This window comes from Kluyvera ascorbata ATCC 33433 (assembly GCF_000735365.1).
Taxonomy (GTDB): Bacteria; Pseudomonadota; Gammaproteobacteria; order Enterobacterales; family Enterobacteriaceae; genus Kluyvera; species Kluyvera ascorbata.
On sequence record NZ_JMPL01000022.1, the window covers coordinates 17,273 to 42,721 of the forward strand.

Below are 25,449 nucleotides of genomic sequence, written 5' to 3' on the forward strand. Positions count from 1 at the left end.
GGGCTCTACTGGCCCTTTATGTCGTCATGCAAGACGATCCTATCTATAGGATGTCTCGATATTAGGTAAGAATCGGAGGGATGAATACTATGATTTAAATATAATGTTAATTTTATGTTTAAAGTGAGTGTTATATCACCTCACCTATGGGAAACAGCTCACAAAAATACACGCAATTGCTGTATTTGCAAGATTAAATCCCAACATATATCTAACTTCAGGAGTTTGTATCCTCTCCCCGGACGGAGAGAGGATAAGTGCGAGGATTACAGGATTTCCAGTAACTCGACTTCGAAGACCAGTGTGCTGAACGGAGGGATGGAAGCACCCGCACCGCGCTCGCCGTAGGCCAGGCTATGAGGGATAGTCAGTTCCCACTTAGAGCCAACCGGCATCAGGGTCAGTGCTTCAATCCAGCCAGCGATAACGCCGTTAACCGGGAATTCAGCAGGTTCGCCGCGTGCGACGGAGCTATCGAACACGGTGCCGTCAATCAGTTTGCCGGTGTAGTGTACGCGAACGTGATCGGTACGCGCTGGGATTGCGCCTTCACCCTGGGTCAGAACGCGGAACTGCAGACCGGATTCGGTGCTGTTTACGCCTTCTTTCTCACGGTTTTCTTCCAGATATTTCACGCCGTCTTCGGCCATCGCCGCAAAACGCTCACGACGTACTGCATCAGCACGTTCGTGGATTTCACGCAGCGCGCGATGAACAACGTCTACCGGCACAGCAGGCTGCTTGCCTTCCAGCGCATCGGCGATACCGGCAACCAGTGCTTCCGGCAGTAAACCCTGCAAACCGGACTCGCTCAGCTGCTGCCCTACCTGCAGGCCGATACCGTAGCTTGCCTGTGCTTCAATAGTGTCAAAAGTCGGGGTGGCCATCGTCTTTCCTTTCTTCGGGTATAAAGTAGCGGGCAGCATAGCAGCCACGCCGCACAGGGTAAAACTTTGTGTCAGGAAAGATGACAAATTACCGGGAAAAAGAAACAATACCTTTTGCCTATAGGATATGATGAAAGTGCGCTTTGCCACGTTCATCAGGCAGTTAGCCATCTATACTGGATAGCATCGACACGGAGCAGGAGGAGAGCCATGCCCGGGAGATTTGAAATAAAACCTTTGCTGGTGAAAATCTGGCATGCGCCGGACGATCTTCGCATCCTGGACCCGCTGCCGCCTGCCCACCGTCGCGGCGTGATTGTTGCTGCGCTGGCCATTATCGTCGGCTTCCTGCTGCCTTCCGCTGACGACAGCCCGCCGCCTCAGGTGACCCGCTCCGCGCAGCTGGACTTCCAGTCACAGTCGCAAACGCCGCAGCCAGACGCTCAGCCGTTGCACGCTCAGCTGGTCACACCGTCTAACGATTTAGATCAGGTCGCCCCTGTTGCGCCAGAACCGGTGCAGGAAGAACAGCCGAGCGAGCAGCAGGCCGCTCCGTCACGAACGCAGCCCTATCAGGAGAGCCGCAGCAGCAGCGACTGGCATACCTATCAGGTTGAAGCCGGTAAAACGCTGGCGCAGCTTTTCCGCGACAATAACCTGCCGCCAACCGATGTCTATGCCATGGCGCAGGTTGAGGGGGCGGGTAAGCCGCTGAGTAACCTGAAAAACGGCCAGAAAGTGCAGATTCGTAAGAACGCCAACGGTGTGGTTACCGGGTTAACCATCGAATCGGATAACGGTCAGGTGCTGTTCACCCGCCAGCAGGACGGTAGTTTTATTCGCGCGCGTTAAACTTGCAGACTGCCGGATGGCGGCTTTGCCTTATCCGGCCTACAAAACCGTGAACGTAGGCCTGATAAGCGCAGCGCCATCAGGCATTACCGCTTCACCTTGTTCACCCACCAAATCCCCGAACAGACCAGCGCCAGCGCCAGCGCGTATTTCCACTCGAAAATATTTTCCCCGAGAAAAATCGCCGACAGCACCGAACCGGATACCGGGATCAGGAAGTTAAACGGCGCAATCATCCCCACGCGGTTGTACTTGAGCAAAATGCTCCACAGCGCAAAGGCCACCGATGACAGTAGCGTCAGATAACCGAGAATCGCCACCGATGAGAAGCCGTGGAAGGTCAGCGTGCCACCGCTCAGATAGCCGCCGACCACCAACGCCAGGCCACCGAAAGCCAGCTGGTAACCCGTCATCACCGTAGGATCGACCGTTTGAGAGATACGCTTACCGTAGAGTGACGCCGCTGACAGAATAAACGCCGCCAGCACCACCGAGCCATCTCCCAGGCTAAAGCTAAAATCCAGCAGCCCGCTGTTGAAGTTCACCACCATCACCCCGACAAAGCCGAGAATACAGCCCAGCGTCTTGTTATAGCTCAGCCGATCGTTCTGGTAGATAAAGTGCGCCAGCAGCACGCTGAAGAAGGTACCCGTGGCGTTCATAATTGACCCCTTCACCCCGGTGGTGAAAGCCAGGCCGATGTAGAAGAAGATGTACTGTAGCGAGGTCTGCGTGAGCCCCAGCAAGGTTAGCTGGCCAAACTGACGCGCGTTCAGACGAGCAATTGGCTTACGCTGTGCCATCGCCAGCAGGAGCAGCAGCGCCCCGGCAAACAGGAAGCGGTAGCCCGCAAAGACGATTTTGCTCGGAATATCATCAGTGGCAATCTGAAACAGTTCATACCCGCTCTTAATCGCCGGGTAAGCACTTCCCCACAGCAGACAGCAGAATGCGGCACAGAGATAAACGATATTTTTACGGGAAAACAGAGGGTGCTGGCGCAGAGTTTCCATTCTTTTACCAAAAATTAAAATATTGTTTTAATTTTTTGATTATCGCGAAAAGGATGAAAGATAGCCAGTCGAAAAGTGGTGGGCCTAAAAAGCAAAACGCCGGCACAAGGCCGGCGGTTTGTTGTTATCAAAACGTGGGTTGCTGATTAAGCAGCAACAACGTTGATGATAACTTTAGCGAATACTTCGCTGTGAACCTGGAAGTCCACTTCGTGCTCGCCAACAGTACGCAGAACGCCGTTCGGCAGACGAACTTCGCTCTTAGCAACTTTAACGCCAGCTGCAGTAACTGCATCAGCGATGTCGCGAGTACCGATGGAACCGAACAGTTTACCTTCGTCGCCTGCTTTAGACGCGATGGTTACTGATTCCAGTGCTACGATCTGTGCAGCACGAGCTTCTGCAGCGCCCAGAACGTCAGCCAGTTTGGCTTCCAGTTCTGCACGACGTGCTTCGAAGAATTCAACGTTTTTCTTGGTAGCAGGAACAGCTTTGCCCTGTGGTACCAGGAAGTTACGAGCGTAGCCCGCTTTAACGTTAACTTGATCACCCAGGGTGCCCAGGTTTGCTACTTTATCAAGCAGAATAACTTGCATTACCTTATCCTCTTAAAGTCGTTAATAGACGGCGGCCGATTACTGATGACGATCGGTATACGGCAGCAGGGACAGGTAGCGAGCGCGCTTGATGCAGCGAGCCAGCTGACGCTGGTATTTTGCACGAGTACCGGTGATACGGCTCGGGACAATTTTACCGCTTTCGGTAATGTAGTTTTTCAACGTTGCGATGTCTTTGTAATCGATCTCAACAACGCCTTCCGCGGTGAAACGGCAGAACTTGCGACGACGGAAATAACGTGCCATATGGCTAGTCTCCAGAATCTATCAATTCAATCTGCTCGGCATGCAGAACCATTTTGCTCAGGCCATTCTTTGCTTTGTGGCAACAGATAAAACCCTGAACGGTGACTGCACTACCGACCGTTATACTGTGAGTAATGGCTTGGTTCTCTTGTCCGCTAATAATAACGGGCATTTGACACCACGCCTGCCGGTGAAAGCCGGCTTCCTCCTGCACAGAACGATGCTCAAGCACGAACTGGCAATGAGGAATTCCTGATGGGCTGACCTTGCGAAGCGGTGTTCTGCACACTGTGCCGGATAACACCAGACGATTGGTCATCAGAAATTACTCTTCAGAATCCCCAGCTTCAGCATCATCTGAGGTTTCGTTTGCGAAATCATCGCGACGTTCACGACGCTCGTCTTTCGCTTTAACCATCGGAGACGCTTCGGTAACAGCGTGCTTAGTACGCATAACCATGCTGCGGATAACGGCATCGTTGAAGCGGAAGTTAGTTTCCAGCTCATCGATCACTTCCTGCGGTGCTTCAACGTTCAGCAGAACGTAGTGAGCTTTGTGCAGTTTGTTGATCGGGTAAGCCAGCTGACGACGGCCCCAGTCTTCCAGACGGTGGATCGTGCCTTCTGCTGCAGTGATTGCACCAGTGTAGCGCTCGATCATACCCGGAACCTGTTCGCTCTGGTCAGGATGGACCATAAAAACGATTTCGTAATGACGCATCGAATTGCTCCTTACGGATTATTCAGCCTCCTGTCTGGGTCAGCCGAGGCCCATGGAGGCAAGGAACGTGTTAAAGGTCGGCTGAAAAATGACGCGTAATAATACTTGCCGCCCCCAGGAAACTCAAGTGAATTGCACAAAAAATTCACACAAAAGGCAAAGTCGGTCTAAGTCAGTGATTTAAAATTAAACAGCCACGAATGCGGCAATTTTTTGAACAACAGCATCAGAAAAGGTCGCCATACCGCAGCCAAAAACCGATTGCAATTACATCAGTAGTCAACCACAACAAGAGGAGAGCCCCCGCGTTAGCGTCAGGACTGTCAGTAAGGAGTCGAGTATGAAAACTATCGTCATTGCCGCAATGGCTGCGCTACTGGTTAGCGTCAGCGCACAGGCCGCCATTAAGATCGATGGCCATCAGGCACGTAACATGGACGATGTACAGAGCCTGGGGGTTATCTATATCAACCATAATATCGCCACTGAGCAAGAGGCCGATAAGGCGCTCAGTCAGGAGAGCGATGCTCAGGGGGCTAAATACTTCCAGCCTATCCTGATACATGAACCCGGAAGCAACGGTTTGATCCACGCGAGCGCTGCGCTGTATCGCTAACCCCGTGCTTCGTTCTTCGCCCCCTCCACGAGGGCGAAGAACGCCTGCCGTAAAAAGGCTCCGGAATCAGACCAGTAACATCCCGAAGGCGTACAAATCCCGGAGCATATTTTTTGGATAAAACGATCACTGACCGTAATAGGCGTTCGGCCCATGCTTACGCATAAAGTGTTTGTTCATCAGGTAGCTGTCGATTGGGCTTAGCGCCGGGTTGATACCGCGCGCAATCCACGCCATTTTCGCCACTTCTTCCATCACCACCGCGTTATGCACCGCATCGTGCGCATCTTTCCCCCAGGCGAACGGGCCATGCTGGTACACCACAATTCCCGGCGTATGCAGCGGCTCGACGTCACCGAGCGTCTCGATGATTACCTTACCGGTGTTCAGCTCATATTCGCCCTGCACTTCAGCTTCCGTTAACGCACGGGTACAGGGAATATCGCCAAAGAAATAGTCCGCATGCGTGGTGCCAAGCGCGGGAATCGCCAGACCTGCCTGTGCCCACGATGTGGCATGGGTCGAGTGGGTATGCACCACGCCGCCGAGAGATGGGTAACGGCGGTACATCGCCAGGTGTGTCGCCGTGTCGGAAGAAGGACGATAGCGCCCTTCCACCACGTTGCCGTCCATATCCACAACGACCATGTCATCCACGGTCATGGTCTCATAGGCTACGCCGCTCGGCTTAATCACCACCCGACCCCGTTCACGGTCGATAGCGCTGACGTTGCCCCAGGTAAAAGTCACCAGACCGTAGCGCGGTAAATCCATATTGGCGTCAAACACCTGCTGTTTTAGCTGTTGCATTATGCCGCCTCCACCAATCCAGCGCGGGCCATTCTGGCCTTCACCCAGTCGCGTGCTTTTGCCACTTCTCGTGCCGGGTCATCCGAGGTTTCACTCCACATCTCAATCAGATACGGGCCGCAGTAGCCGCTCTCACGCAGCGTTTCAAAGCAGCGTTCGAAATCGACAACGCCTTCACCAAATGGGACGTTTTTAAAGACGCCAGGTTTAGTATCTTTCACGTGTACGGCGACGATATGCCCTATCCCGGCCTGCAATTCCATCTGTACGTCGTTATCCCACGCCGACAGGTTGCCGATATCCGGATAAAGCTGGAACCACGGGTTATTCAGGTAGTGTGCGTAGCCGAGCGCCTTGCTGATGGAGTTCATCAGCGGGTAATCCATTATCTCCATCGCCAGCGTAACCTGAGCGCGGCTGGCCATTTCAACGCTCTCCTTCAGGCCGTCGCGAAAGCGCCGACGCGTTTCGTCATTTGCCTGCTGGTAATAGACGTCGTATCCCGCGAGTTGAATCACCCGGATGCCGATATCCTGCGCGAAGCGGATAGCTTTACGCATGATCTCCAGCCCCTGGTCGCGAACGTCGTCATCTTCGCAGCCTAAAGGAAAGCGGCGATGCGCGCTCAGGCACATCGACGGCACGCGTACGCCGGTCTCCGCAATGGCGCTCACCAGCGCTAAACGCTGCTCGCGACTCCAGTCGAGGCGCGACAGTCGCTCGTCGGTCTCATCCACCGACATCTCAACGAAATCAAAACCCAGCTCTTTTGCCAGACGCAGGCGTTCCAGCCAGCACTCCCCTGCGGGGAGCGCTTTTTCATAGATGCCAAGCGGTGTCTGTTTCGACAACATAACCGCTCCTTAGCCCCAAAGCTGAGCAATAGAGCGCTTGAACTGACGCGCGGCTTCCACCGGAGATGCCGCATCACGAATGCTACGACCCGCGATAAAGACATGGATTGGGATGCCCGCGAACAGCGGCAGGTCTTCCAGCGCCAGCCCACCGGTAACGGTCACTTTGAAGCCCATATCAGACAAGCGCTTGATCGCGGTAATATCCGCTTCCCCCCACGCCACGCCCGCGGCCTGCGCATCGCGGCTACGGTGATAGACCACCTGCCCAATGCCTGCATCGCGCCACTCTTTGGCCTGTTCCCAGGTCCAGTAGCCGGTCAGCTCAATCTGCACGTCGCCGTTAAACTCTTTTGCCACGTCCAGCGCGCCTTTGGCGGTGTTGATATCCGCACAGCAGATAACGGTGACCCAGTCAGCATTGGCTTCAAAGCACATGCGGGAAAGGATTTTACCCGCGTCGGCAATCTTGGCATCGGCCAGCACGATTTTATGCGGATACAGCGCCTTGAGGTCGCGCACCGCGCGCACGCCTTCACCAACACAAAGGATGGTGCCGACTTCAATGATATCAACCTCTTCCGCAATCAAGCGGGTGGTTTCATAGGCGCTGTCCATGGTCTGGTTATCCAGCGCAACCTGCAACATTGGTAATGACATGTTCAATTCCTTCTTAAGCTGTCGCCGCCTGGGTGGCGCTATCGATTAAATCCAGCACTTCCTGCTCGGTACGGCAGGCACGTAAACGGTCGAAATTGGCTTCATCTTCAAACAGGTTGACGATCTGCATGATGCCGTCTTCCTGATGAGTGCGTGCATCCACCGCCGCCAGGGTGATGAGGATATCGACCGGGTCGTTGTCTTCGTGGTTAAACACCATTGGCGTTTTCAGGGTGACTAACGCAAAGCCGTTTTTCTTCACCCCTTCTTCAGGGCGTCCGTGCGGCATCGCCAAGCCAGGGGCAATGACGAAGTAAGGGCCGAAACGTTCAACGCCATCCAGAATTGCCTGGAAGTAGCGCGGCTCGACAACCTCTGCCTCCACCAGCAGGTCAACGCCAAGCTTGACCGCTTCCTGCCAGGTATTGGCTTCCGCCTGCAGGCGGATGGATTTATTTTCCGCCAATGAATCACGTAGCTTCATGGGTTGTCCTTACTTCATGTCTTTCGGGAAATGCGCGCTGATGACTTCCATCAGCTTCGGACCAAAGTCGGCCGCCGAGAGCATATTGCGTACGCCCACCACATATTTGTTGCCGGAGACGGTGATTTCGCTTGCCACATGGGTGGAGGCGATAATGATGTCGGCCCCGCTCAGCTCGCTTTTGTATTCACCCACCGCGCAGCTATTCACCGTGTGATCAACGCCCTGCTCTTTGAGGAACTGGTCGACTTTCATCTTCATAATCATGGAGCTGCCTTGCCCACAACCACATACAGCCAGAATACGTACGGTCATAATCAAACTCTCCTTAATGAGCAGATACTTCTGCCATTTGTTTTTCCGCGTCTTCTTCAGCGCGCAGGGTGCGGCCAGCGAAGAACATATAAGCCAGGGCAATCACGATGATGACGGCCATGAAAATCAGCCCGATGGAGGCAAAGCCCTGCATCATCGGTGGTGCCAGAATTGACCAGTCGGCCATCCCCATCCAGGCGCTCATGCCAGTCAGTTTCACCGCCCATACGCAGCCGAATATTTCGATCATCCCCATCACCAGACAAATCTTGAGCGCCGCACGCCAGCCGCCGAAGTGGTTAGCAAAGACGCCGATGGTGGCGTTAGAGAAGAACATCGGGATAAAGCCCGGGATAATCAGGATGGAAGAGCCGCAGCCGACCAGAATGCCCACGGCAATGAGCTGGCCGATGGTGCCCCACATAAAGCCCCATACCACGGCGTTTGGCGCGAAGCTATAAATCGCAGCGCAGTCAATCGCCAGCACGGCACCGGGAATCAAGCGCTGAGAGATACCGTTAAAAGCTTCTGACAGCTCGGCGACGAACATACGTACGCCCTGAGTGATGATGAAAATCGCCACCGCAAACGAGAAGCCGGTTTGCAGGATGTAGATAGTCCAGTGCGTCTTACCGGCCATTGCCTGTACCACGTCCAGACCGAACGACAGCAGAATCGCACCGAAGAAGACCGTCATGACGATAGCGGTAGAGACGATGTTGTCGTGGAAAATATTGAGCCAACCCGGCAGCTTCAGGTCCTCTACGCTCTCCTCTTTCTTACCGAGGAACGGTGCAACCTTGTAGGCAATCCACGAAGCAAACTGCTGCTGGTGACCGATGGAGAAACCACAGTTGTTCGTCACTTCCTGCGTCGGTTTGTACATCATGTTGGAGGTTATGCCCCAGTAGAGCGACACCAGCACCGCGGTGCAGATAATGGTGGTCCACATGGAGTAGCCGCAGATATAGAAGAACACCGCAATCAGCCCGGCCTGCTGGAACATGATGTGCCCGGTGAGCATGATGGTGCGGATCCCCGTAATGCGCCGTAGCACCACGTAGCAAATGTTCAATGCCAGCGCGAGCAGCACCGCATATCCCACCCAGCTATAGGCATCACCCATGCGTTCGATGGTCGCCATCATTGAGGCGTAGGTGTCGGAGATAGCACCATTGATGCCGTAAACCTCAGACATCTTCGCCACTACCGGTTTAAAGGTGCTGGTAAGGATGCCCGACCCCGCCTGCAAAAGCATAAAGCCGATAATCGTCTTGATGGTGCCTTTGATAATCACGCTAACGCTTTTGCGCAGCAGGATATAACCGAGACAGGTCACGATACCCAGCAACAGCGGGGCGTTGGTCATCACCTGATTAAAAAAGACGGTAAAGATGTTGTAGAGGATCTCCATAACGCTCTCCGATAAATGAAGTGGCTGAACCAGCAACCCTGCTCAGCGGTGGTGTGACACACTCTAATAATCAAAAATAATCACAACAAGATTCAATTTGATTAAATGTGACGCGCACCGCAATAATAAGCACATTTCAATAATCGTATTAATAACCATTCAAATTAAACAAAAATAAACCAATTAAATCAATAAAATAACCAAAAAACATAGATTAACAATTATTGTTCTATCGTTACTTTGCATTGAGATCGTGCTCTCACACGCCAAAATACATCATTGCAATAATGAAAAAACGGTGACAATATCAATCATAACAAATCACAATATGATTACTTATGACAATTTAAGAGGAAAACACGATGAGTAAAGTTGAAACCATTTCGCGAGAATCCTGGATCCTGAGCACCTTTCCAGAGTGGGGCAGCTGGCTGAATGAAGAGATCGAGCAGGAGCAGGTCGCACCGGGTACTTTTGCGATGTGGTGGCTGGGCTGCACCGGTATCTGGCTGAAATCACAAGGCGGCACTAACGTCTGTGTCGATTTCTGGTGCGGCACCGGCAAACAAAGCCACGGCAATCCGCTGATGAAACAAGGTCATCAGATGCAGCGTATGGCGGGGGTGAAAAAGTTACAGCCAAACCTTCGCACCACGCCGTTTGTGCTGGATCCGTTCGCCATCCGTCAGATCGACGCCGTGCTGGCCACTCACGATCATAACGATCATATCGATGTGAACGTCGCAGCAGCCGTCATGCAGAACTGCGCGGACGATGTGCCGTTTATCGGGCCACAAACCTGCGTCGACCTGTGGGTAGGTTGGGGCGTGCCGAAAGAACGCTGCATCGTGGTAAAACCGGGCGACGTGGTTAAGGTAAAAGATATTGAAATTCATGCGCTTGATGCTTTCGACCGCACAGCGTTAATTACGCTGCCAGCCGATCAAAAAGCCGCTGGGGTACTGCCGGACGGTATGGACGCGCGCGCGGTAAACTACCTGTTCAAGACGCCGGGCGGCACCCTGTATCACAGCGGTGACTCCCACTACTCTAACTACTACGCCAAACACGGCAACGAGCATCACATCGACGTGGCGCTGGGCTCCTACGGCGAGAACCCGCGCGGGATCACCGACAAAATGACCAGCGCCGATATGCTGCGTATGGCCGAGGCGCTGAACACCAAAGTGGTGATCCCTTTCCATCACGATATCTGGTCAAACTTCCAGGCCGATCCGCAGGAAATTCGCGTTCTGTGGGAGATGAAAAAAGACCGCCTGAAATACGGATTTAAGCCGTTTATCTGGCAGGTTGGCGGCAAGTTTACCTGGCCACTGGATAAAGATAACTTCGAGTATCACTATCCGCGTGGCTTCGACGATTGCTTTACCATTGAGCCGGATCTGCCGTTTAAATCGTTCTTGTAATTGAGTATTCCCGGCCGAGCGCAGCGACGCCGGGAAACCCACCTTGACCCCTATATAGTTTTAGTATTTTGGCTATTTTTCAAATATCATCTTTAATCATCATTTTTTTTCGGATTAGCTCATGACGGAAGCGCAAAGACATCAGATTCTACTGGACCTGCTGGCGCAAGCGGGTTTTATAACAGTAGAGCAGGTGATTTCCCGTCTGGGGATCTCACCCGCCACGGCCCGCAGGGATATCAACAAGCTTGATGAAAGCGGCAAGCTGAAAAAAGTGCGCAACGGCGCCGAGGCCGTTAACCAGCTGCGCCCGCGCTGGTCCCCGATGAACATTCATCAGGCACAAAATCACGACGAGAAAGTACGCATCGCGAAAGCGGCGTCGCAGCTGGTGATGCCCGGTGAAAGCGTGGTGATCAACTGTGGTTCGACGGCTTTTCTGGTCGGCCAGGAGATCTGCGGCAAACCGGTGCAAATAATCACCAACTACCTGCCGCTGGCTAACTACCTTATCGATCAAGAGCACGACAGCGTGATCATTATGGGCGGGCAGTACAACCGCAGCCACGCCATCACACTCAGCCCACAGGGCAGCGAAAACAGCCTGTACGCCGGGCACTGGATGTTTACCAGCGGCAAAGGGCTGACGGCGGAAGGGTTATATAAAACCGACATGCTCACCGCGATGGCAGAACAGAAAATGCTGAACGTGGTGGGTAAACTTGTCGTACTGGTCGATAGCAGCAAGGTTGGCGAACGGGCAGGAATGCTGTTTAGCCGCGCTGATGAGATCGATCTGCTGATTACCGGCAAACAGGCTGACCCGGAGATCCTCAAGAAGCTTGAGGATCAGGGCGTGAAGGTTATCCGCGTTTAAAGATGCTGGCGGAAAAAGGCCACCGTGCTGTCCAACGCTTCAGGCGTAATACGGTGGCGGACGCCCGCCTGCCAGACGCAGGTGAGATGCTCATCCAGTTCAGCCTCCCGCAACGCTTGCTGAAGCCGGAACGTCTCACCCGCCGGTACCACGTCGTCCTCTTCCCCATGCCATAGCAGCAGCGGCCTGTCCGCCAGACGCACCAGTTGATGTCCAACATCCCACTTCGCTAGCGGTGCCAGCAAGCGCGCCTTCTCGATGCCGTTTGCTGCAGACGGTGGGAAGAGTGTCTCAGAAAGTGAAGTGAAATAGCCCGACCCCATCAGGCTCGCCACACATTTCAGCTCCGGATGCTGCGCCATCAGCCCCAGCGCGGTCATGCCGCCCATTGAGGCACCAGCCACCGCTAAGCGCCCTTCGCTCACCAGCCCACTTGCCAGCAGCGCATCGCGCAGCGCCGGGAACTCGGTAAAGTTCTGCACCAGAATCTGCCAGAAGTGCTGAAGACGTTCGGCCCCATCGCCGTTGAAGCGCTCCCCGTGCTCGGCGGCGTTAGGCATCACCACCCGGAAACCTGCCTGCGCCAGCGCCACGGCAAAATAGCTATAAACAACGTTCGACGAGGTAAAACCGTGATAAAACACTATGCTGGGAAGCGCCTTTTCACTACATCCCCTTGGGTAAGCGTGCAAAACTTGCTGTCCTGCCAGGGTGCGCATTTCCAGTTCAATCATGGGTTATCTCCTTTAGCTATGCTGAGATGGCATACGAAAATTGATGCAGTATGATGACGACAATACCCCTGATTTATAACATTGAGAACCTCGTTACGAAATCGTGATATTTTCATTCGAAAATAGCGCTATGGTTAACAAATCAGGAACATTCGCCTAAAGCGAAATGCTTTCCCCACTACACTATGACTATCAGGAAACGGGAAATGGCTAAACGACGGTTTATCCCACTGTTGCTGGCGCTCTTGTTGAGCGGTTGTACCATTCTGGAAGGCACTCCTGAAGCGCCTCCACCGGTCACCGACCATCCACAGGAAATACGCCGCAACCAGACGGCAGGCTTGCAGCGCATAGGCACGGTTAGCTCGCTGGTGTACGGTTCGCCGATGGATGTTGAAGCATCTATCAAAGAGAAAGTTACCGCGCGGAAAGCGGATTACTACGTGATAGTCATGATTGATGACACCGTCGTGCCGGGCCAGTGGTACTCGCAGGCGATTCTCTACCGTAAGTAGTTTTACTAGCTTTACGCAGCTTTGCACCGTTTCACGTTTCCCTGATGCACAATGGCGCCTCTGTCTGGATACAGGATATGCGTCTGCTATGGATTGCCCCCACTGGGTTATGTGAAATGGAGCTGACGATGAAACAAACACTTACCTTATCTACCCTGCTTTTGTCAGGCGGCGGCCATACGGCGGCGGCACAATCTGCAGAGTTCGCCAGCGCAGACTGCGTAACCGGGCTGAATGAGATCGGGCTGATTTCGGTGAATAACATCACCGGAAGCCTGGAAGATGTCGAACAGGTCATCGCACGCAAAGCGGATGAACAAGGCGCATCCTGGTATCGCATCGTTCAGATGTATGAAGAACCTCAGCAGGACAACTGGCGAGCACAGGCGATTCTCTATGCTTGATACCCGCCTCTAGTGGAAGAAGCGTTACGCTTGTCACGCCTCTTCCACCCGCTTCTATTGCCTATCTTCCCCCGCCCGTCGCTCGACACAGCAGGTCATTAATCACCGGTTCACTCAGCAACGCACCGCCTCGCGAGTCCAGCATCATTCGACACCAGGCCTGAGCCATCGGCGGCGACGCATGACGCAGCATCTGCGCACCGACGCCCAGCAGGTAAAGCTGATGCGTTATCTCGCGTCCCTGTGATTCAGAAGGCTTGCGCAGCCGCTGCTGTAACTGCCGCCAGTGCCGATCAAAGTGGCGATCCTGTCCCTTAACCTCGTTACATTCCGCCAGCAGCAGCGCCACGGCGTCCGGTTGCTTCACCAGCACGCGCAGCACGTCGAGGCACATGATATTGCCCGAGCCCTCCCAGATACTGTTCACCGGCATCTCCCGGTACAGGCGCGGTAGCTCGCTCTCTTCGCAGTAGCCAATCCCGCCCAGCACCTCCATCGCCTCCGCCACGAACGGAATGCCCGCCTTGCAGATGGCAAACTTGGCCGCAGGGGTGAACAGACGCGCCCACAGCGCTTCCTGCGGCTGGTGATTCTGTCCCCAGGCGCTGGCAAGACGAAACATAAACGCGGTCTGCCCTTCCAGCTGCAGCGCCATTTTCCCCAGCACTTGACGCATCAGCGGCAGGTCGACCAGATTATGGCCGAAGGCCTGGCGCTGGAAAGCGTGGTACAGCGCCACCGACAGCGCACGACGCATCAGGCTGTGGCTGCCCAGCGCACAGTCAAAGCGCGTCAGTCCGCCCATTTTGAGGATTTGCCGGATACCGTCTCCCTCCTCACCCAGCGGCCAACCAAGCGCCTGCTGGAACTCCACTTCGCCGCTAGCGTTGGCGCGATTGCCGAGTTTGTCTTTCAACCGCTCAAGGCGAATGGCATTACGGGTGCCGTCGGGCAGCAGACGCGGTACGAAGAAGCAGGTTAACCCGCCGCTGGCCTGCGCCAGCACCAGATGCGCGTCGCTCTGTGGCACAGAATAGAACCATTTATGCCCGGTAAGCTGATAGCTACCGTCTTCCAGCCGTTCCGCCCGTGTGCTGTTGCTCAGCACGTCGGAGCCGCCCTGTTTTTCGGTCATCCCCATGCCAATCAGCAGTCCGCGCTTCTGCGCGCCGGGTAGCTGGTGCGGGTCATAACGATCGCTAAGCAACGCCGAGCGCCAGTCGGTAAAAAGCGGCGGCAGCGTTTTTAGCAGCAGCGGCGTGGCGGCAAAAGTCATGGTGATGGGGCACAGCGTGCCGGCTTCTACCTGCGCATGCAGCATGAAGCGCGCGGCACGGGCAACGAATGCGCCGCTCCGCGCCTCTTCCTCCCAGGGAAGGTTATGCACCCGGTTGGCGCAAAGCCCCTGCATCAGCAGATGCCAGGCGGGGTGAAAGCGAACGTCGTCAAGCCGCTGCCCTTGCGGGTCATAGCGTAATAATTCAGGGGGATGAGCGTTGGCGAGCCTGCCGAGCTCCAGCGATTCGGCGGTGCCGAGCTGTTGGCCGATGCTCGCCAGCAGTTCGCTGTCCCAACCGGCGTCATAGCGGGTCACCGCATCACGCAGCGCAACGTCAGATAAAAACAGGTTACTGTTATTTAAGGGAATAGGTTGATTAAAAACGGTGTGTGTTTGCCAATTCATTGTGTCTCCCTCCGTCAATGGGCAACCTTTTAAGTATGGACGGTCGGGGGAGATGCACAATAAAAAAGCCACCCGAAAGGGTGGCTTAGGTCATACAGCGTATGGTTTGGCGCCGACCCCGGGAGCGGTGTGTTAGCTGCGCTGACGTACCGCTTCAAACAGGCAGATGCCGGTTGCTACGGAGACGTTCAGCGACGACACGGTGCCCGCCATCGGAATACTGATCAGTTCATCGCAATGTTCACGGGTCAGACGGCGCATACCTTCACCTTCCGCCCCCATTACCAGCGCCATAGCACCGGTCATTTTGCTCTGATACAGCGTGTGGGTCGCTTCACCAGCGGTACCCACAATCCATACGCTCTCTTCCTGCAGCATACGCATGGTGCGCGCCAGGTTGGTCACGCGGATCAGCGGTACGCTCTCGGCTGCGCCACAGGCCACTTTTTTCGCCGTCGCATTCAGCTGCGCCGAGCGGTCTTTCGGGACGATAACCGCGTGCACGCCAGCAGCATCGGCGCTACGCAGGCAGGCACCGAGGTTGTGCGGGTCGGTCACGCCGTCGAGGATCAGCAAGAACGGGCTGTCGAGTGAAGCGATCAGATCCGGCAGATCGTTTTCCTGATACTGACGGCCCGGTTTCACGCGCGCAATAATGCCCTGGTGCACGGCACCTTCGCTTTTCTCATCCAGGAACTGACGGTTCGCTAACTGAATCACCACGCCCTGCGCTTCAAGCGCATGGATCAGCGGCATCAGGCGCTTATCGTCGCGACCTTTCAGAATAAAAACTTCCTGAAAACGTTCAGGCGCGCGCTCCAGCAGTGCCTGCACTGCGTGGATGCCGTAAATCATTTCACTCATTGAACATACTCGTTTGGGGCGGTGTGCGCCGGGTTAAATTAGGCCGTGAATCAAGGTCACTTGCGCCTATTATAACCGACAAAGCGCTCAAATCGACTTTTGTCCGCCCCGTAACGGGCAATTAAGCCAAATGCCGCTTTGCCTCCTGCCTCACCCGATGCAGGACACGGTGCTTAATATCACTGTACTGCGGATGTTCTGCCAGGGTTTCAATATCACGTTCCCGCTCAAACGGCAGCACGATCTCTTCAACAATCTTGCCCGGTTTTGCCGACATAATAAGAATGCGGTCAGCTAAAAACAGCGCCTCTTCCACGTCGTGGGTCACAAAGAGCAGCGTGGTACCGGTAGAGAGCCAGGCTTCGCGTAGCAGTTCTTGCATCATCAGACGCGTCTGCGCATCCAGCGCGCCAAAAGGTTCATCCAGCAACAGGACCTCCGGACCGGGAAGCCAGGCACGAGCCAGCGCAACCCGCTGTTTCATGCCTCCGGAAAGCTGCCAGGGAGCATGATGCTCAAAACCTTTTAACCCTACCCGCTCAAGCCACATTTGCGCTTCAGCATTCGTCTCCTCTTTGCGATGCTTACCTAGCCGCGGTCCAAAGGTGACGTTTTCTGACACCGACAGCCATGGAAACAGGTTTGGCTGCTGGAAGATCATTCCACGATCGGGACCAGGCTGGCGGACGGTTTTCCCACTTGCCGCTACGCGTCCACGATCCGGTTTATTGAAACCAGCAACCAGATTGAGGATGGTCGATTTTCCGCAGCCAGAAGGGCCAAGCAGCACCACAAATTCACCTTGATGCAAAGAGAGGTTAATATCCTCCAGCACCGTAAACGGCTGTGGTTTTGCCGCAAAGGTGAGTGAAACGTTTTCCAGCGTAATTGCGCTCATTATTCTTTCCCCGCCCAGGGTACAAACAGACGCTGCAGCCCAAGCAGCAGCAGATCCAGAAGATAGCCAATGCCGCCCAGCAGCAGGATACCGAGCATGACGATATCGGTTCGCAAGTAGGAACTGGCGTTGATCACCATCCACCCCAGACCCGAACTGGCCGCCACCATCTCAGCGGCAATCAGCGATGTCCAGCCGATGCCAATAGAGAGCCGGACGGTGGTAAAGAGATCCGGCAGCGCATCCGGCATCACCACCTTCAGGAAGATTTGCTTACGCGATGCCCCCAGTGTTTGCGCCACACGGATACGCGCTCGCCCAATACGCTCAACCGCCGCCGATGCCCCCACCACCACGCTCAAAAATGTAGCGATAAAGATCAGGAAGAATTTCGACGATTCGCCGATTCCCAGCCAGACCACCGCGAGTGGGATCAACGCAATCTTAGGCAACGGTCGCAGGAACTGAACAAACGGGTTCAGCACCGCCGATAGTCCTTCTGACAGCCCCATTAACAACCCAAGCGGAATCCCGATGATAATCGCCGCCGCAAACGCGCTAAGCGCTCGCGCCAGGCTAACGGCGATGTGCTCCCACAGCGGCACCTGGCGGTAACCATCAGCCAGCAGCTCTTCGGTGGTCAGACCGATATCGGTGAGTGAGGGCAACAGCAGCGGGTCAACCCACTGCCGCGTTGCCGCTACCTGCCAAAGGGTAAAGAAGACCGCCACCGACAGCACGCTAATGGCGATATGCTGGCTTAATCTCATTGCGCCGTCACCGCCGCATCTCGAATGTAGCGGGAATTAATCGCGGTATCCCAGTTTGTCGGAATATCACGCTGACGAATCTCACCAATACCGGCGAGGAAGTTCGATGTTTTGGTCAGCGCTTTGCCGATGCCGCTGTCAGAGGTTTGTGTGCCGTTACCCAACCAGGCAGCGGTACCCTGCTGTGCCAGCGTTGGATATTCCAGACCGCCCAGCGTATTCGCCGCCGTGGTCACCGGTGCACCAACCTCTTTTGCCACAATGGCCGCAGCGCGCTCAGGGTCCTTCTTGAACTCGTCAACTTTCTGCTGATGCACGCGCAGGAACGCGCTCACCGCCTGCGGGTACTGCTCAGCAAAGGCTTTACGCACCACATAGTTGTTGTAAATCAGGTAGCCATCTTTTTGCAGATCTTTAGTGGCGAACACCTGATGACCGCCAGAGGCCTCCAGTTCCTGAGCAAATGGAGCCCAGACATAGCCAGCATCAATATCACCCCGTTTCCATGCTGCCACCATTTCCGCCGGACGCAGCGGCAGCAGCGTAATTTTGCTGCGGTCTAACTTATTGACGCTGATGGCGGCCTCAAGGGCATACTGCGCCGTGGAGTTTGGCGGATAGGCTACGCGTTTACCTACGATATCACTGATTTTGCTGATTCCCTCTTTGCCAATCAGTCGTTCATAGCTGGCAATAACGCCCGATACGCCAATAATCTCTACCGGTAATTTGCGCACAATACCGGCGGTTGCCGGGCTCGAACCAAAATTGGCAATATCAATGGCGTTACTGGCGAAATAATTTAATGCATCAGCGCCAGAAGCAAACTGAACCCATTTCACTTTACTGTTTAGCGCTTTATCTAAAGAGCCGTCGGCTTTTGCCAGCATTAATACCTGAGAACCACCGCTATATGCCACGCGAACTTCAGCCGGATTTTCGGCGAAGCTAATATTGGCCCATAAACCACCCGCAGCAATTAATAAGCTGAGTGCTTTTTTCATTTTATTTGTCCTTTTAAAATAGTCTTTTTAACCCGACACCAAGCCGGAAAGTAGGTAATCAAAATTTTATTGATGGGCCAGCCATAAAGACGAACATCGCTCCGCCAGCGCCTGCGATGGGTCGTAGGTCAAATGCAGAAACGGCGCACGCACCGCTTCCAGGGCTACCGGCACTTCGGTACAGGCCAGCACCAGCTTCTGTGCCCCACGAGCAAACAATGCGCTAGCCTGACGCGCCAGTAGCTCCCCACCTTCTCGCAGCGCCCCGCGCTTGACGGCATAGCAGCCGGGAACAAACCATTCCCGCAGCTCCTCTGCCGTTGGCTCCAGCGGCTCAATGTTTTGCGCAGCCAGCCTTTGCTGATACCAGCCTGCTTTTAGCGTCCCTTCTGTGGCAACAATCCCCACTCGCTGCGGACGAACTACCTGCTTTGCCAGCGCATCAAGCGTAGTATCAACAATATGCAGGATAGGCGCATTGCTAGCTTCTGCTAGCGCAGCGTACCAGTGGTGCGCAGTGTTACAGGGAATCGCAATATGACTCGCGCCCGCCTCATTAAGCTTCTTGATACCATAAACCAACTGCGGTAATGGCGAAGGCCCCAGGCCCGCCAGCGCCTTCTGCCGGTCGGCAATTTGCGGCACATTCCACACCACAGACGGCAGTTGCTGCTGATCGTTACGCGCAGGTGTCGCCTCCAGCAGACGACGCTGAAAGTCGAGTGTGGCAAGCGGTCCCATACCACCGAGCACGCCCAACAGGAACGAATTAGACATGCTCCAGCACCTGGCGATAGCCAAACAATCCCGCCGAGCCGCCTGTGTGGATAAACACCACGTTCTCGTCCTTACGAAAATGTCCCTGGCGGATAAGGTCGATAAGCCCTGCCATCCCTTTTCCTGAATACACCGGATCGAGCAGAATACCTTCGTGGCGCGCCAGCAGCGTCAACGCCTCCAGCGTACCGGCGGTCGGTAGACCGTAGCCATCGCCCACATAGTCGCTGTTGGCCGCCACCGCATCGCGCGACAGCCCACCCGCCACGCCCAGTAGTTCCAGTGTTCTTGATGCCAGGTTCCAGACGTTCTCTTCCTGTTTCGCCTTAGGCGCACGAACGCTGATCCCCAGTACCGGGATATGGCTGTTGGTCGCGGTGAAACCCGCCACCAGACCCGCCTGCGTGCCGGTACTGCCGGTGGCGTGTACGACGTGGTCAATACGCAGACGCTGTTGCGATGACTGGTAAAGCAACTCTTCGGCGCAGGCAACGTAGCCCAGTGCCCCAATAGGGTTAGACCCGCCACCAGGGATCACATAAGGGTTATGCCCCTGCTCACGAAGCGTTGCCGCGTAATCTTCCATCACCTGCTGCATGTCAGTGCCGCCGGGCAAATGAGCAACAATTTCGCCACCGAGCAGCGTGTCGAGGAGGACGTTACCGTTATGCTGATAATCGTCACCAAAATCAGAAACGCGCTTTTCCAGCAGCGCTTTGGCTTTTAGGCCCAGACGCGCCGCACCGGCTATGGTCTGGCGCACATGGTTTGACTGCGTTGCGCCCTGGGTGATCACCACATCAGCGCGCTTCGCCAATGCGTCAGCCAGTAAAAACTCCAGCTTACGGGTTTTATTTCCCCCACTCGCCAGACCCGTCGCATCGTCACGTTTGATCCATATTTGGGGGCCACCGAGGAGCTTGCTTAAATTATTTAATGGCTCAAGCGGCGTAGGAAAATGGCCAAGAGAAACTCTCGGAAAGCGGGCCAAATGCATATATATTCCTTGCTCAATAAGAGGAAAATCTGAATCGTGAAATTCACTATACACATCTGGAGAATATGGCTAATCAAAAAGAATAAATAAGGATTTCACAAAAATAACTAAGCAGGAAATAAGGGCAGGTTGTGAGAACATTCAGGCTTTTAAGGAATGACTTACATCTAAAAAGAATAACCCCTTCCGGTTGGAAGGGGTTATTGGAGAAGGTTACTTCTCGGTGTTCTTCTTCGCGGCGCGCTTAGCTTTGGTCGCTGCGGCGATTTTCTGCGTTTTGGTTGAAGGCTTTTTGGCCTTCTTCGCTGCCCCTTTCTCGGTAGAAGCCGGTTTAGCTTTCGCCTTACCTTTCTTCTCGCCGCGGAAGGCGCTGTCCGGTTCGAAGTTCACGCGCTTGCCAACCTGACGGCGTTTACCACCCGGTTTAGCGCCCGCTTCTTTTTTCGTTCTTTCGCGCTCGGTTTTACCGACGTTGCGCGGGGCACGTTCGCTGGAAATCAGGGAGAAGTCGATTTTACGCTCGTCCATGTTGACCGCTTCCACGCGAACTTCCACGCGGTCGCCAAGACGGTAGGTCTGGCCGCCGGATTCACCAATCAGACGCTGACCAACCTGGTCAAAGCGATAGTAGTCGTTATCCAGCGAGGAGACGTGGACCAGGCCATCGATGAACAGCTCGTCCAGACGTACGAAGAAGCCAAAGCCGGTCACGCTCGCAATCACGCCTTTAAAGACGTTACCCACCTGATCCTGCATGAAGTCGCACTTCAGCCAGTCAGCAACATCGCGAGTCGCTTCATCAGCGCGGCGTTCGGTCATCGAACAGTGCTGGCCCAGTTGCAGCATCTCTTCCATCGAATAATGATAGCCGCCGGTGTCGGTGCTGTTACCTTTATGGCCCTGCTCTTTCGCCAACAGATACTTAATGGCGCGGTGCAGCGACAGGTCAGGATAACGACGAATCGGCGAGGTAAAATGCGCATAGGACTGCAGCGCCAGGCCAAAGTGACCGCGGTTTTCCGGATCATAGATAGCCTGCTTCATTGAACGCAGCAGCATGGTTTGCAACATTTCGGCGTCAGGACGGTCAGCCACGGATTCCAGAAGCTCAGCGTAGTCGCGCGGCTCCGGTTTGTTGCCGCCTGGCAGTTCAAGACCGAGTTCAGACAGCACCGAACGGAATGCGGTAATCGCTTCGGTCGTTGGCTTGTCGTGAATACGGAACAGCGCAGGCTCCTGAGCTTTCTCGACGAAACGCGCCGCCGAAATGTTCGCCATGATCATGCACTCTTCGATCAGTTTGTGCGCGTCGTTACGCTGGGTCTGTTCGATACGCTCAATGCGGCGTTCAGCGTTGAAGATGAACTTCGCTTCTTCGCTCTCAAACGAGATCCCGCCGCGCTCAGCGCGAGCCTGATCCAGCACTTTGTAGAGGTTATGCAGCTCTTCAATGTGTTTCACCAGCGGCGCGTACTGCTCGCGCAGCTCCTGGTCACCCTGCAGCATATGCCAGACCTTGGTGTAGGTCAGACGCGCGTGGGAGCTCATCACCGCTTCGTAGAATTTGAAGCCGGTTAGGCGGCCCTTCGACGAAATGGTCATTTCACAGACCATACACAGGCGGTCAACCTGCGGGTTCAACGAGCATAGGCCGTTGGAGAGCACTTCCGGCAGCATCGGAACAACCTGCGTTGGGAAGTAGACCGAGGTGCCGCGGTTGCGCGCTTCGCCGTCCAGCGGCGTTGGCGGGCGCACGTAGTAGCTCACGTCGGCAATGGCAACCCATAGGCGCCAGCCGCCGCCGCGTTTTTTCTCGCAGTAGACCGCATCATCGAAGTCACGGGCGTCTTCGCCATCAATGGTGACGAGCGGCAGATCGCGCAGGTCGACACGACCCACTTTCGCCTCTTCAGGCACCTGCTCTTTCAGCCCGGCAACCTGCGCTTCAACCGCTGGCGGCCAGACGTATGGAATTTCATGGGTACGCAGCGCCATCTCAACGGCCATGCCGGTACCCATGTTGTCGCCCAGCACTTCAACGATTTTACCAATCGCTTTGGTGCGGCGGGTTGGGCGCTGGGTCAGTTCGACCACCACCACAAAGCCCATGCGCGCGCCCATCACCGACTCAGGCGGGATGAGGATATCAAAGCTCAGGCGGCTGTCGTCCGGAACCACAAAGCCCACGCCAGCATCGGTAAAGTAGCGACCAACGATCTGCGCATTGCGCGGCACCAGTACGCGGACGATACGCGCTTCGCGGCGGCCTTTACGGTCCGCGCCCAGCGGCTGTGCTAGCACTTCATCGCCGTGCATGCACATTTTCATCTGTTCGCTCGACAGATACAGGTCGTCTTTACGGCCTTCAACACGCAGGAAGCCGAAGCCATCGCGGTGACCGATAACCATGCCTTTCAGCAGGTCGAGACGTTCCGGCAGCGCATAGCACTGGCGGCGGGTAAAGACTAATTGCCCATCGCGCTCCATAGCGCGCAGGCGACGGCGCAGCGCTTCAATCTGCTCTTCGCCTTCAATATTGAGTTCAACGGCCAGTTCTTCACGGTTAGCCGGTTTTTCGCGTTTTGTTAAGTGTTCGAGGATAAATTCCCGGCTTGGGATAGGATTCGAATATTTCTCTGCTTCGCGTTCCTGGAAAGGATCTTTTGACATGTCGGTTCCTCCGTCATCATCGCTGCTGGCGGGAGTCGTTACTCCACCAGCAATAATTTATATAGTGGTTGATTCTTTTCAACCAAATCAGCCAGTGTGTAGTTATCCAACTCCTTGAGAAAACATTGCACGGCTTGAGCAAGCGCCTGTTTCAAACGACAGGCAGGCGTAATATGGCAAAATTCGCTGCTGCAGTTCACCAGCGATAACGGTTCGAGTTCACGCACCACGTCTCCGACGCGGATGTCCTTAGCTGGTTTACCCAGGCGGATCCCGCCGTTTTTTCCCCGCACGGCCATCACGTATCCGGCGCGGCTGAGCTGGTTGATAATTTTAACCATATGGTTACGCGACACGCCGTAGACCTCGGTTACCTCCGAGATACTGGTCATGTTGCCTTCCGGCAGCGACGCCATATAGATCAGCGCACGTAGTCCATAATCGGTAAAACTTGTTAACTGCACATCAACCTCAGGAAAAAGGGGAAAAACAGGGTGAGCCTGTTGATATTAATTATATTGATGATAAACCAGCCAGCGACTGCGCCGCTAATTTATTTCAGTTCGGGAAGGAAAAAGCGAGGATTTAACGCACGATTAAGCCGGATGGTGACGCTTTGCGTCTTATCCGGCCTACAGAGTGAGTAGGCCTGATAAGCGCAGCGCCTGATGGCGCTGCACGACGAACCAGAATTATGCGTCGAACGGGTCGCGCAGGATCATGGTTTCGGTACGGTCTGGGCCAGTCGAGATAATATCGATCGGCACGCCGGTCAGTTCTTCAATACGCTTGATGTAGTCCAGCGCTGCCTGTGGCAGGCCGCTACGTTCCTTCACGCCAAAGGTGGTTTCAGACCAGCCCGGCATGGTTTCATAGATTGGCTCGATACCTTCCCAATCATCAGCTGCCAGCGGAGTGGTCGTCACTTCGCGGCCATCCGGCATGCGGTAGCCCACGCAGATTTTCACTTCTTTCAAGCCGTCCAGAACGTCCAGCTTGGTCAGGCAGAAGCCAGACAGGGAGTTGATCTGTACAGCACGACGCACGGCAACGGAGTCCAGCCAGCCGGTACGACGACGACGGCCGGTAGTGGCGCCGTATTCGTTACCCTGCTTGCACAGGAACTCACCGGTTTCATCAAACAGTTCGGTCGGGAATGGACCGGCACCCACGCGAGTGGAGTACGCTTTGATGATGCCCAGTACGTAGTCAACATAGCGCGGGCCAAGGCCAGAACCGGTTGCTACGCCACCTGCGGTGGTGTTGGAAGAGGTCACGTACGGATAGGTACCGTGGTCGATATCCAGCAGTGTACCCTGCGCGCCTTCGAACATCACGAAGTCACCGCGCTGACGAGCCTGATCCAGCAGGTCAGAAACGTCAACAACCATGCTGGTCAGGATGTCGGCAACCGCCATCACATCGTCCAGCACTTTCTGGTAGTCAACCGCGTCAACTTTGTAGAAGTTCACCAGCTGGAAGTTGTGATATTCCATCACTTCTTTCAGTTTGTCGGCGAAGGTCGCTTTGTCGAAGAGGTCACCCACGCGCAGGCCGCGACGAGCAACTTTATCTTCGTAAGCAGGACCGATACCACGACCGGTAGTACCGATAGCTTTCGCACCGCGCGCTTTCTCGCGAGCGTTATCCAGCGCGACGTGATAGTCGAGGATTAACGGGCATGCTTCGGAAAGCAGCAGACGTTCGCGAACCGGGATACCACGGTCTTCCAGGCCTTTCATCTCTTTCATCAGCGCAGCCGGAGACAGCACAACACCGTTACCGATGATGCTGGTTACATTCTCACGGAGAATACCTGATGGAATAAGATGGAGGACGGTTTTTTCACCGTTGATTACGAGAGTATGGCCTGCGTTGTGACCACCCTGATAGCGAACAACATATTTTGCACGCTCAGTAAGAAGATCGACGATCTTCCCTTTACCTTCGTCACCCCATTGGGTGCCCAGTACGACGACGTTGTTACCCATTTTTCAAAATCACCGATTGCTTAAAAATGGATTCTACCATCGCTTTTTCAGATATACAGCACTTTTTACCCACAAAATCGTGCTTCTGAGTCTGTTTTTTAATCAGCCAATCGTTTTCGTCAACATGTAGTAGATTACGACTCCTGCGACCACAAGACCGCCACCAAATCGACGTAACATCGTATCGGGTAATTGAGTCATCGTAGCAATCATCTTGCGCCAGGCTTTCGGATAAAGCATCGGCCCCAGGCCTTCAAACACTAAAACCAGCGCAAGCGCCAGCCAGATGGTGGAATTCATTCATCGTCCTTATAAAAAGAAAACCACCGGCTCCCTGAGGAGGCGGTG

At 54.7% G+C, this 25,449-nt stretch carries 30 protein-coding genes; 6 read left to right on the top strand and 24 right to left on the bottom strand.

Annotated features, from left to right (window positions below; translation table 11 throughout):
* Nucleotides 1–266: 266 nt before the first annotated feature.
* Complete coding sequence (bamJ, locus tag GKAS_RS08040; protein WP_035893271.1) at nt 267–887, bottom strand: BamJ family beta-barrel-assembly machinery protein; 621 nt, start codon at nt 885–887, stop codon at nt 267–269.
* A 210-nt stretch (nt 888–1,097) separates the two neighbouring features.
* Here bamJ and GKAS_RS08045 point away from each other — a divergent pair, with 210 nt between their 5' ends.
* Complete coding sequence (locus tag GKAS_RS08045) at nt 1,098–1,739, top strand: OapA family protein (protein ID WP_035893272.1); 642 nt, start codon at nt 1,098–1,100, stop codon at nt 1,737–1,739.
* A gap of 86 nt (nt 1,740–1,825) precedes the next feature.
* On the opposite strand, the gene GKAS_RS08050 is transcribed toward GKAS_RS08045, so the two are convergent.
* The 5 genes from GKAS_RS08050 to rpsF all read right to left on the bottom strand — a co-directional run bounded on the left by GKAS_RS08050 (nt 1,826) and on the right by rpsF (nt 4,336).
* Nucleotides 1,826–2,752, bottom strand: coding sequence for a DMT family transporter (locus GKAS_RS08050; RefSeq protein ID WP_035893273.1), 927 nt, complete (start codon nt 2,750–2,752; stop codon nt 1,826–1,828).
* 146 nt (nt 2,753–2,898) lie between these two features.
* Entirely contained in the window at nt 2,899–3,348 is a 450-nt protein-coding gene (gene rplI, locus GKAS_RS08055) for a 50S ribosomal protein L9 (protein WP_035893274.1), read from the bottom strand.
* 39 nt (nt 3,349–3,387) lie between these two features.
* Complete coding sequence (gene rpsR, locus GKAS_RS08060; RefSeq protein WP_002210155.1) at nt 3,388–3,615, bottom strand: 30S ribosomal protein S18; 228 nt, start codon at nt 3,613–3,615, stop codon at nt 3,388–3,390.
* 4 nt (nt 3,616–3,619) lie between these two features.
* Nucleotides 3,620–3,934: a primosomal replication protein N gene (priB, locus tag GKAS_RS08065; RefSeq protein ID WP_035893276.1), complete on the bottom strand. Its 315-nt coding sequence runs from the start codon at nt 3,932–3,934 to the stop codon at nt 3,620–3,622.
* Nucleotides 3,935–3,940: 6 nt separating this feature from the next.
* Nucleotides 3,941–4,336, bottom strand: a complete 396-nt coding sequence (rpsF, locus tag GKAS_RS08070; RefSeq protein WP_035893279.1) for a 30S ribosomal protein S6 — start codon at nt 4,334–4,336, stop codon at nt 3,941–3,943.
* 340 nt (nt 4,337–4,676) lie between these two features.
* Here rpsF and GKAS_RS08075 point away from each other — a divergent pair, with 340 nt between their 5' ends.
* Nucleotides 4,677–4,952: a YdgH/BhsA/McbA family protein gene (locus GKAS_RS08075; protein WP_035893281.1), complete on the top strand. Its 276-nt coding sequence runs from the start codon at nt 4,677–4,679 to the stop codon at nt 4,950–4,952.
* A gap of 126 nt (nt 4,953–5,078) precedes the next feature.
* Here the strand turns inward: GKAS_RS08075 and GKAS_RS08080 are convergent, their stop codons facing one another.
* From GKAS_RS08080 to GKAS_RS08105, 6 genes are read right to left on the bottom strand one after another with little or no spacing between them, the layout of a single operon-like run.
* Nucleotides 5,079–5,762 (bottom strand): L-ribulose-5-phosphate 4-epimerase, encoded by a 684-nt coding sequence (locus tag GKAS_RS08080; RefSeq protein ID WP_035893282.1) that lies wholly within the window; start codon nt 5,760–5,762, stop codon nt 5,079–5,081.
* On the bottom strand, nt 5,762–6,616 hold the full coding sequence (locus GKAS_RS08085; RefSeq protein WP_035893284.1) for an L-ribulose-5-phosphate 3-epimerase: 855 nt from the start codon (nt 6,614–6,616) through the stop codon (nt 5,762–5,764). The genes GKAS_RS08080 and GKAS_RS08085 overlap by 1 nt, the downstream gene beginning before the upstream one ends.
* Nucleotides 6,617–6,625: 9 nt before the next feature.
* Nucleotides 6,626–7,276: a 3-keto-L-gulonate-6-phosphate decarboxylase UlaD gene (ulaD, locus tag GKAS_RS08090; protein ID WP_035893286.1), complete on the bottom strand. Its 651-nt coding sequence runs from the start codon at nt 7,274–7,276 to the stop codon at nt 6,626–6,628.
* Nucleotides 7,277–7,289: 13 nt separating this feature from the next.
* On the bottom strand, nt 7,290–7,760 hold the full coding sequence (gene ulaC, locus GKAS_RS08095; RefSeq protein WP_035893289.1) for a PTS ascorbate transporter subunit IIA: 471 nt from the start codon (nt 7,758–7,760) through the stop codon (nt 7,290–7,292).
* A gap of 9 nt (nt 7,761–7,769) precedes the next feature.
* On the bottom strand, nt 7,770–8,075 hold the full coding sequence (gene ulaB / locus GKAS_RS08100) for a PTS ascorbate transporter subunit IIB (RefSeq protein WP_035893290.1): 306 nt from the start codon (nt 8,073–8,075) through the stop codon (nt 7,770–7,772).
* A 13-nt stretch (nt 8,076–8,088) separates the two neighbouring features.
* Nucleotides 8,089–9,489: a PTS ascorbate-specific subunit IIBC gene (locus GKAS_RS08105; protein ID WP_035893291.1), complete on the bottom strand. Its 1,401-nt coding sequence runs from the start codon at nt 9,487–9,489 to the stop codon at nt 8,089–8,091.
* Nucleotides 9,490–9,851: 362 nt separating this feature from the next.
* On the opposite strand from GKAS_RS08105, the gene ulaG reads away from it, so the two are divergent.
* Nucleotides 9,852–10,916 (top strand): L-ascorbate 6-phosphate lactonase, encoded by a 1,065-nt coding sequence (gene ulaG / locus GKAS_RS08110; RefSeq protein ID WP_035893292.1) that lies wholly within the window; start codon nt 9,852–9,854, stop codon nt 10,914–10,916.
* 121 nt (nt 10,917–11,037) lie between these two features.
* The gene (ulaR, locus tag GKAS_RS08115; RefSeq protein WP_035893293.1) at nt 11,038–11,793 is read left to right on the top strand and encodes an HTH-type transcriptional regulator UlaR; all 756 of its coding nucleotides are present in this window, start codon (nt 11,038–11,040) and stop codon (nt 11,791–11,793) included.
* Here ulaR and yjfP read toward each other — a convergent pair.
* Entirely contained in the window at nt 11,790–12,527 is a 738-nt protein-coding gene (gene yjfP / locus GKAS_RS08120) for an esterase (protein WP_035893295.1), read from the bottom strand. The genes ulaR and yjfP overlap by 4 nt on opposite strands.
* A 206-nt stretch (nt 12,528–12,733) precedes the next feature.
* On the opposite strand from yjfP, the gene bsmA reads away from it, so the two are divergent.
* Complete coding sequence (gene bsmA, locus GKAS_RS08125; protein ID WP_035893297.1) at nt 12,734–13,042, top strand: biofilm peroxide resistance protein BsmA; 309 nt, start codon at nt 12,734–12,736, stop codon at nt 13,040–13,042.
* A gap of 116 nt (nt 13,043–13,158) precedes the next feature.
* Nucleotides 13,159–13,446 (top strand): DUF1471 family protease activator YjfN, encoded by a 288-nt coding sequence (yjfN, locus tag GKAS_RS08130; RefSeq protein WP_072011369.1) that lies wholly within the window; start codon nt 13,159–13,161, stop codon nt 13,444–13,446.
* Between the two features lie 61 nt (nt 13,447–13,507).
* Here yjfN and GKAS_RS08135 read toward each other — a convergent pair whose 3' ends face one another.
* The 11 genes from GKAS_RS08135 to GKAS_RS08185 all read right to left on the bottom strand — a co-directional run bounded on the left by GKAS_RS08135 (nt 13,508) and on the right by GKAS_RS08185 (nt 25,401).
* Nucleotides 13,508–15,130: an isovaleryl-CoA dehydrogenase gene (locus GKAS_RS08135; RefSeq protein WP_035893301.1), complete on the bottom strand. Its 1,623-nt coding sequence runs from the start codon at nt 15,128–15,130 to the stop codon at nt 13,508–13,510.
* Between the two features lie 132 nt (nt 15,131–15,262).
* On the bottom strand, nt 15,263–15,994 hold the full coding sequence (rlmB, locus tag GKAS_RS08140; RefSeq protein ID WP_035893302.1) for a 23S rRNA (guanosine(2251)-2'-O)-methyltransferase RlmB: 732 nt from the start codon (nt 15,992–15,994) through the stop codon (nt 15,263–15,265).
* 121 nt (nt 15,995–16,115) lie between these two features.
* Complete coding sequence (locus tag GKAS_RS08145) at nt 16,116–16,892, bottom strand: ABC transporter ATP-binding protein (protein WP_035893304.1); 777 nt, start codon at nt 16,890–16,892, stop codon at nt 16,116–16,118.
* Nucleotides 16,892–17,662 (bottom strand): ABC transporter permease, encoded by a 771-nt coding sequence (locus tag GKAS_RS08150; protein ID WP_035893305.1) that lies wholly within the window; start codon nt 17,660–17,662, stop codon nt 16,892–16,894. Before GKAS_RS08150 ends, GKAS_RS08145 begins: the two co-directional genes overlap by 1 nt.
* Entirely contained in the window at nt 17,659–18,666 is a 1,008-nt protein-coding gene (locus GKAS_RS08155; RefSeq protein ID WP_035893307.1) for a taurine ABC transporter substrate-binding protein, read from the bottom strand. The genes GKAS_RS08150 and GKAS_RS08155 overlap by 4 nt, the downstream gene beginning before the upstream one ends.
* 66 nt (nt 18,667–18,732) lie before the next feature.
* Nucleotides 18,733–19,443: a cysteate racemase gene (gene cuyB, locus GKAS_RS08160; protein WP_035893308.1), complete on the bottom strand. Its 711-nt coding sequence runs from the start codon at nt 19,441–19,443 to the stop codon at nt 18,733–18,735.
* Complete coding sequence (cuyA, locus tag GKAS_RS08165; protein ID WP_035893310.1) at nt 19,436–20,440, bottom strand: D-cysteate sulfo-lyase; 1,005 nt, start codon at nt 20,438–20,440, stop codon at nt 19,436–19,438. The genes cuyB and cuyA overlap by 8 nt, the downstream gene beginning before the upstream one ends.
* A 213-nt stretch (nt 20,441–20,653) precedes the next feature.
* Nucleotides 20,654–23,110, bottom strand: a complete 2,457-nt coding sequence (rnr, locus tag GKAS_RS08170) for a ribonuclease R (RefSeq protein WP_035893312.1) — start codon at nt 23,108–23,110, stop codon at nt 20,654–20,656.
* 38 nt (nt 23,111–23,148) lie between these two features.
* A complete protein-coding gene (gene nsrR, locus GKAS_RS08175; protein ID WP_035893314.1) occupies nt 23,149–23,574 on the bottom strand; it encodes a nitric oxide-sensing transcriptional repressor NsrR in 426 nt (141 codons plus the stop codon).
* Between the two features lie 228 nt (nt 23,575–23,802).
* On the bottom strand, nt 23,803–25,101 hold the full coding sequence (purA, locus tag GKAS_RS08180) for an adenylosuccinate synthase (RefSeq protein WP_035893315.1): 1,299 nt from the start codon (nt 25,099–25,101) through the stop codon (nt 23,803–23,805).
* Between the two features lie 102 nt (nt 25,102–25,203).
* A complete protein-coding gene (locus tag GKAS_RS08185) occupies nt 25,204–25,401 on the bottom strand; it encodes a DUF2065 domain-containing protein (protein ID WP_035893317.1) in 198 nt (65 codons plus the stop codon).
* Between the last annotated feature and the right edge of the window lie 48 nt (nt 25,402–25,449).

Excerpts from the sequence above, each read along its gene's own strand:
- GKAS_RS08150 (WP_035893305.1), bottom strand. The coding sequence starts at position 17,662 with ATGAGATTAAGCCAGCATATCGCCATTAGCGTGCTGTCGGTGGCGGTC.
- priB (WP_035893276.1), bottom strand. The coding sequence starts at position 3,934 with ATGACCAATCGTCTGGTGTTATCCGGCACAGTGTGCAGAACACCGCTT.
- GKAS_RS08145 (WP_035893304.1), bottom strand. The coding sequence starts at position 16,892 with ATGAGCGCAATTACGCTGGAAAACGTTTCACTCACCTTTGCGGCAAAA.
- rlmB (WP_035893302.1), bottom strand. The coding sequence starts at position 15,994 with ATGAGTGAAATGATTTACGGCATCCACGCAGTGCAGGCACTGCTGGAG.
- GKAS_RS08050 (WP_035893273.1), bottom strand. The coding sequence starts at position 2,752 with ATGGAAACTCTGCGCCAGCACCCTCTGTTTTCCCGTAAAAATATCGTT.
- ulaB (WP_035893290.1), bottom strand. The coding sequence starts at position 8,075 with ATGACCGTACGTATTCTGGCTGTATGTGGTTGTGGGCAAGGCAGCTCC.
- bamJ (WP_035893271.1), bottom strand. The coding sequence starts at position 887 with ATGGCCACCCCGACTTTTGACACTATTGAAGCACAGGCAAGCTACGGT.
- GKAS_RS08185 (WP_035893317.1), bottom strand. The coding sequence starts at position 25,401 with ATGAATTCCACCATCTGGCTGGCGCTTGCGCTGGTTTTAGTGTTTGAA.
- GKAS_RS08045 (WP_035893272.1), top strand. The coding sequence starts at position 1,098 with ATGCCCGGGAGATTTGAAATAAAACCTTTGCTGGTGAAAATCTGGCAT.
- ulaD (WP_035893286.1), bottom strand. The coding sequence starts at position 7,276 with ATGTCATTACCAATGTTGCAGGTTGCGCTGGATAACCAGACCATGGAC.
- GKAS_RS08075 (WP_035893281.1), top strand. The coding sequence starts at position 4,677 with ATGAAAACTATCGTCATTGCCGCAATGGCTGCGCTACTGGTTAGCGTC.
- rpsR (WP_002210155.1), bottom strand. The coding sequence starts at position 3,615 with ATGGCACGTTATTTCCGTCGTCGCAAGTTCTGCCGTTTCACCGCGGAA.
- GKAS_RS08105 (WP_035893291.1), bottom strand. The coding sequence starts at position 9,489 with ATGGAGATCCTCTACAACATCTTTACCGTCTTTTTTAATCAGGTGATG.
- GKAS_RS08085 (WP_035893284.1), bottom strand. The coding sequence starts at position 6,616 with ATGTTGTCGAAACAGACACCGCTTGGCATCTATGAAAAAGCGCTCCCC.
- GKAS_RS08080 (WP_035893282.1), bottom strand. The coding sequence starts at position 5,762 with ATGCAACAGCTAAAACAGCAGGTGTTTGACGCCAATATGGATTTACCG.
- rplI (WP_035893274.1), bottom strand. The coding sequence starts at position 3,348 with ATGCAAGTTATTCTGCTTGATAAAGTAGCAAACCTGGGCACCCTGGGT.
- cuyB (WP_035893308.1), bottom strand. The coding sequence starts at position 19,443 with ATGTCTAATTCGTTCCTGTTGGGCGTGCTCGGTGGTATGGGACCGCTT.
- purA (WP_035893315.1), bottom strand. The coding sequence starts at position 25,101 with ATGGGTAACAACGTCGTCGTACTGGGCACCCAATGGGGTGACGAAGGT.
- rpsF (WP_035893279.1), bottom strand. The coding sequence starts at position 4,336 with ATGCGTCATTACGAAATCGTTTTTATGGTCCATCCTGACCAGAGCGAA.
- GKAS_RS08135 (WP_035893301.1), bottom strand. The coding sequence starts at position 15,130 with ATGAATTGGCAAACACACACCGTTTTTAATCAACCTATTCCCTTAAAT.
- ulaR (WP_035893293.1), top strand. The coding sequence starts at position 11,038 with ATGACGGAAGCGCAAAGACATCAGATTCTACTGGACCTGCTGGCGCAA.
- rnr (WP_035893312.1), bottom strand. The coding sequence starts at position 23,110 with ATGTCAAAAGATCCTTTCCAGGAACGCGAAGCAGAGAAATATTCGAAT.
- ulaG (WP_035893292.1), top strand. The coding sequence starts at position 9,852 with ATGAGTAAAGTTGAAACCATTTCGCGAGAATCCTGGATCCTGAGCACC.
- ulaC (WP_035893289.1), bottom strand. The coding sequence starts at position 7,760 with ATGAAGCTACGTGATTCATTGGCGGAAAATAAATCCATCCGCCTGCAG.
- yjfN (WP_072011369.1), top strand. The coding sequence starts at position 13,159 with ATGGAGCTGACGATGAAACAAACACTTACCTTATCTACCCTGCTTTTG.
- yjfP (WP_035893295.1), bottom strand. The coding sequence starts at position 12,527 with ATGATTGAACTGGAAATGCGCACCCTGGCAGGACAGCAAGTTTTGCAC.
- GKAS_RS08155 (WP_035893307.1), bottom strand. The coding sequence starts at position 18,666 with ATGAAAAAAGCACTCAGCTTATTAATTGCTGCGGGTGGTTTATGGGCC.
- bsmA (WP_035893297.1), top strand. The coding sequence starts at position 12,734 with ATGGCTAAACGACGGTTTATCCCACTGTTGCTGGCGCTCTTGTTGAGC.
- cuyA (WP_035893310.1), bottom strand. The coding sequence starts at position 20,440 with ATGCATTTGGCCCGCTTTCCGAGAGTTTCTCTTGGCCATTTTCCTACG.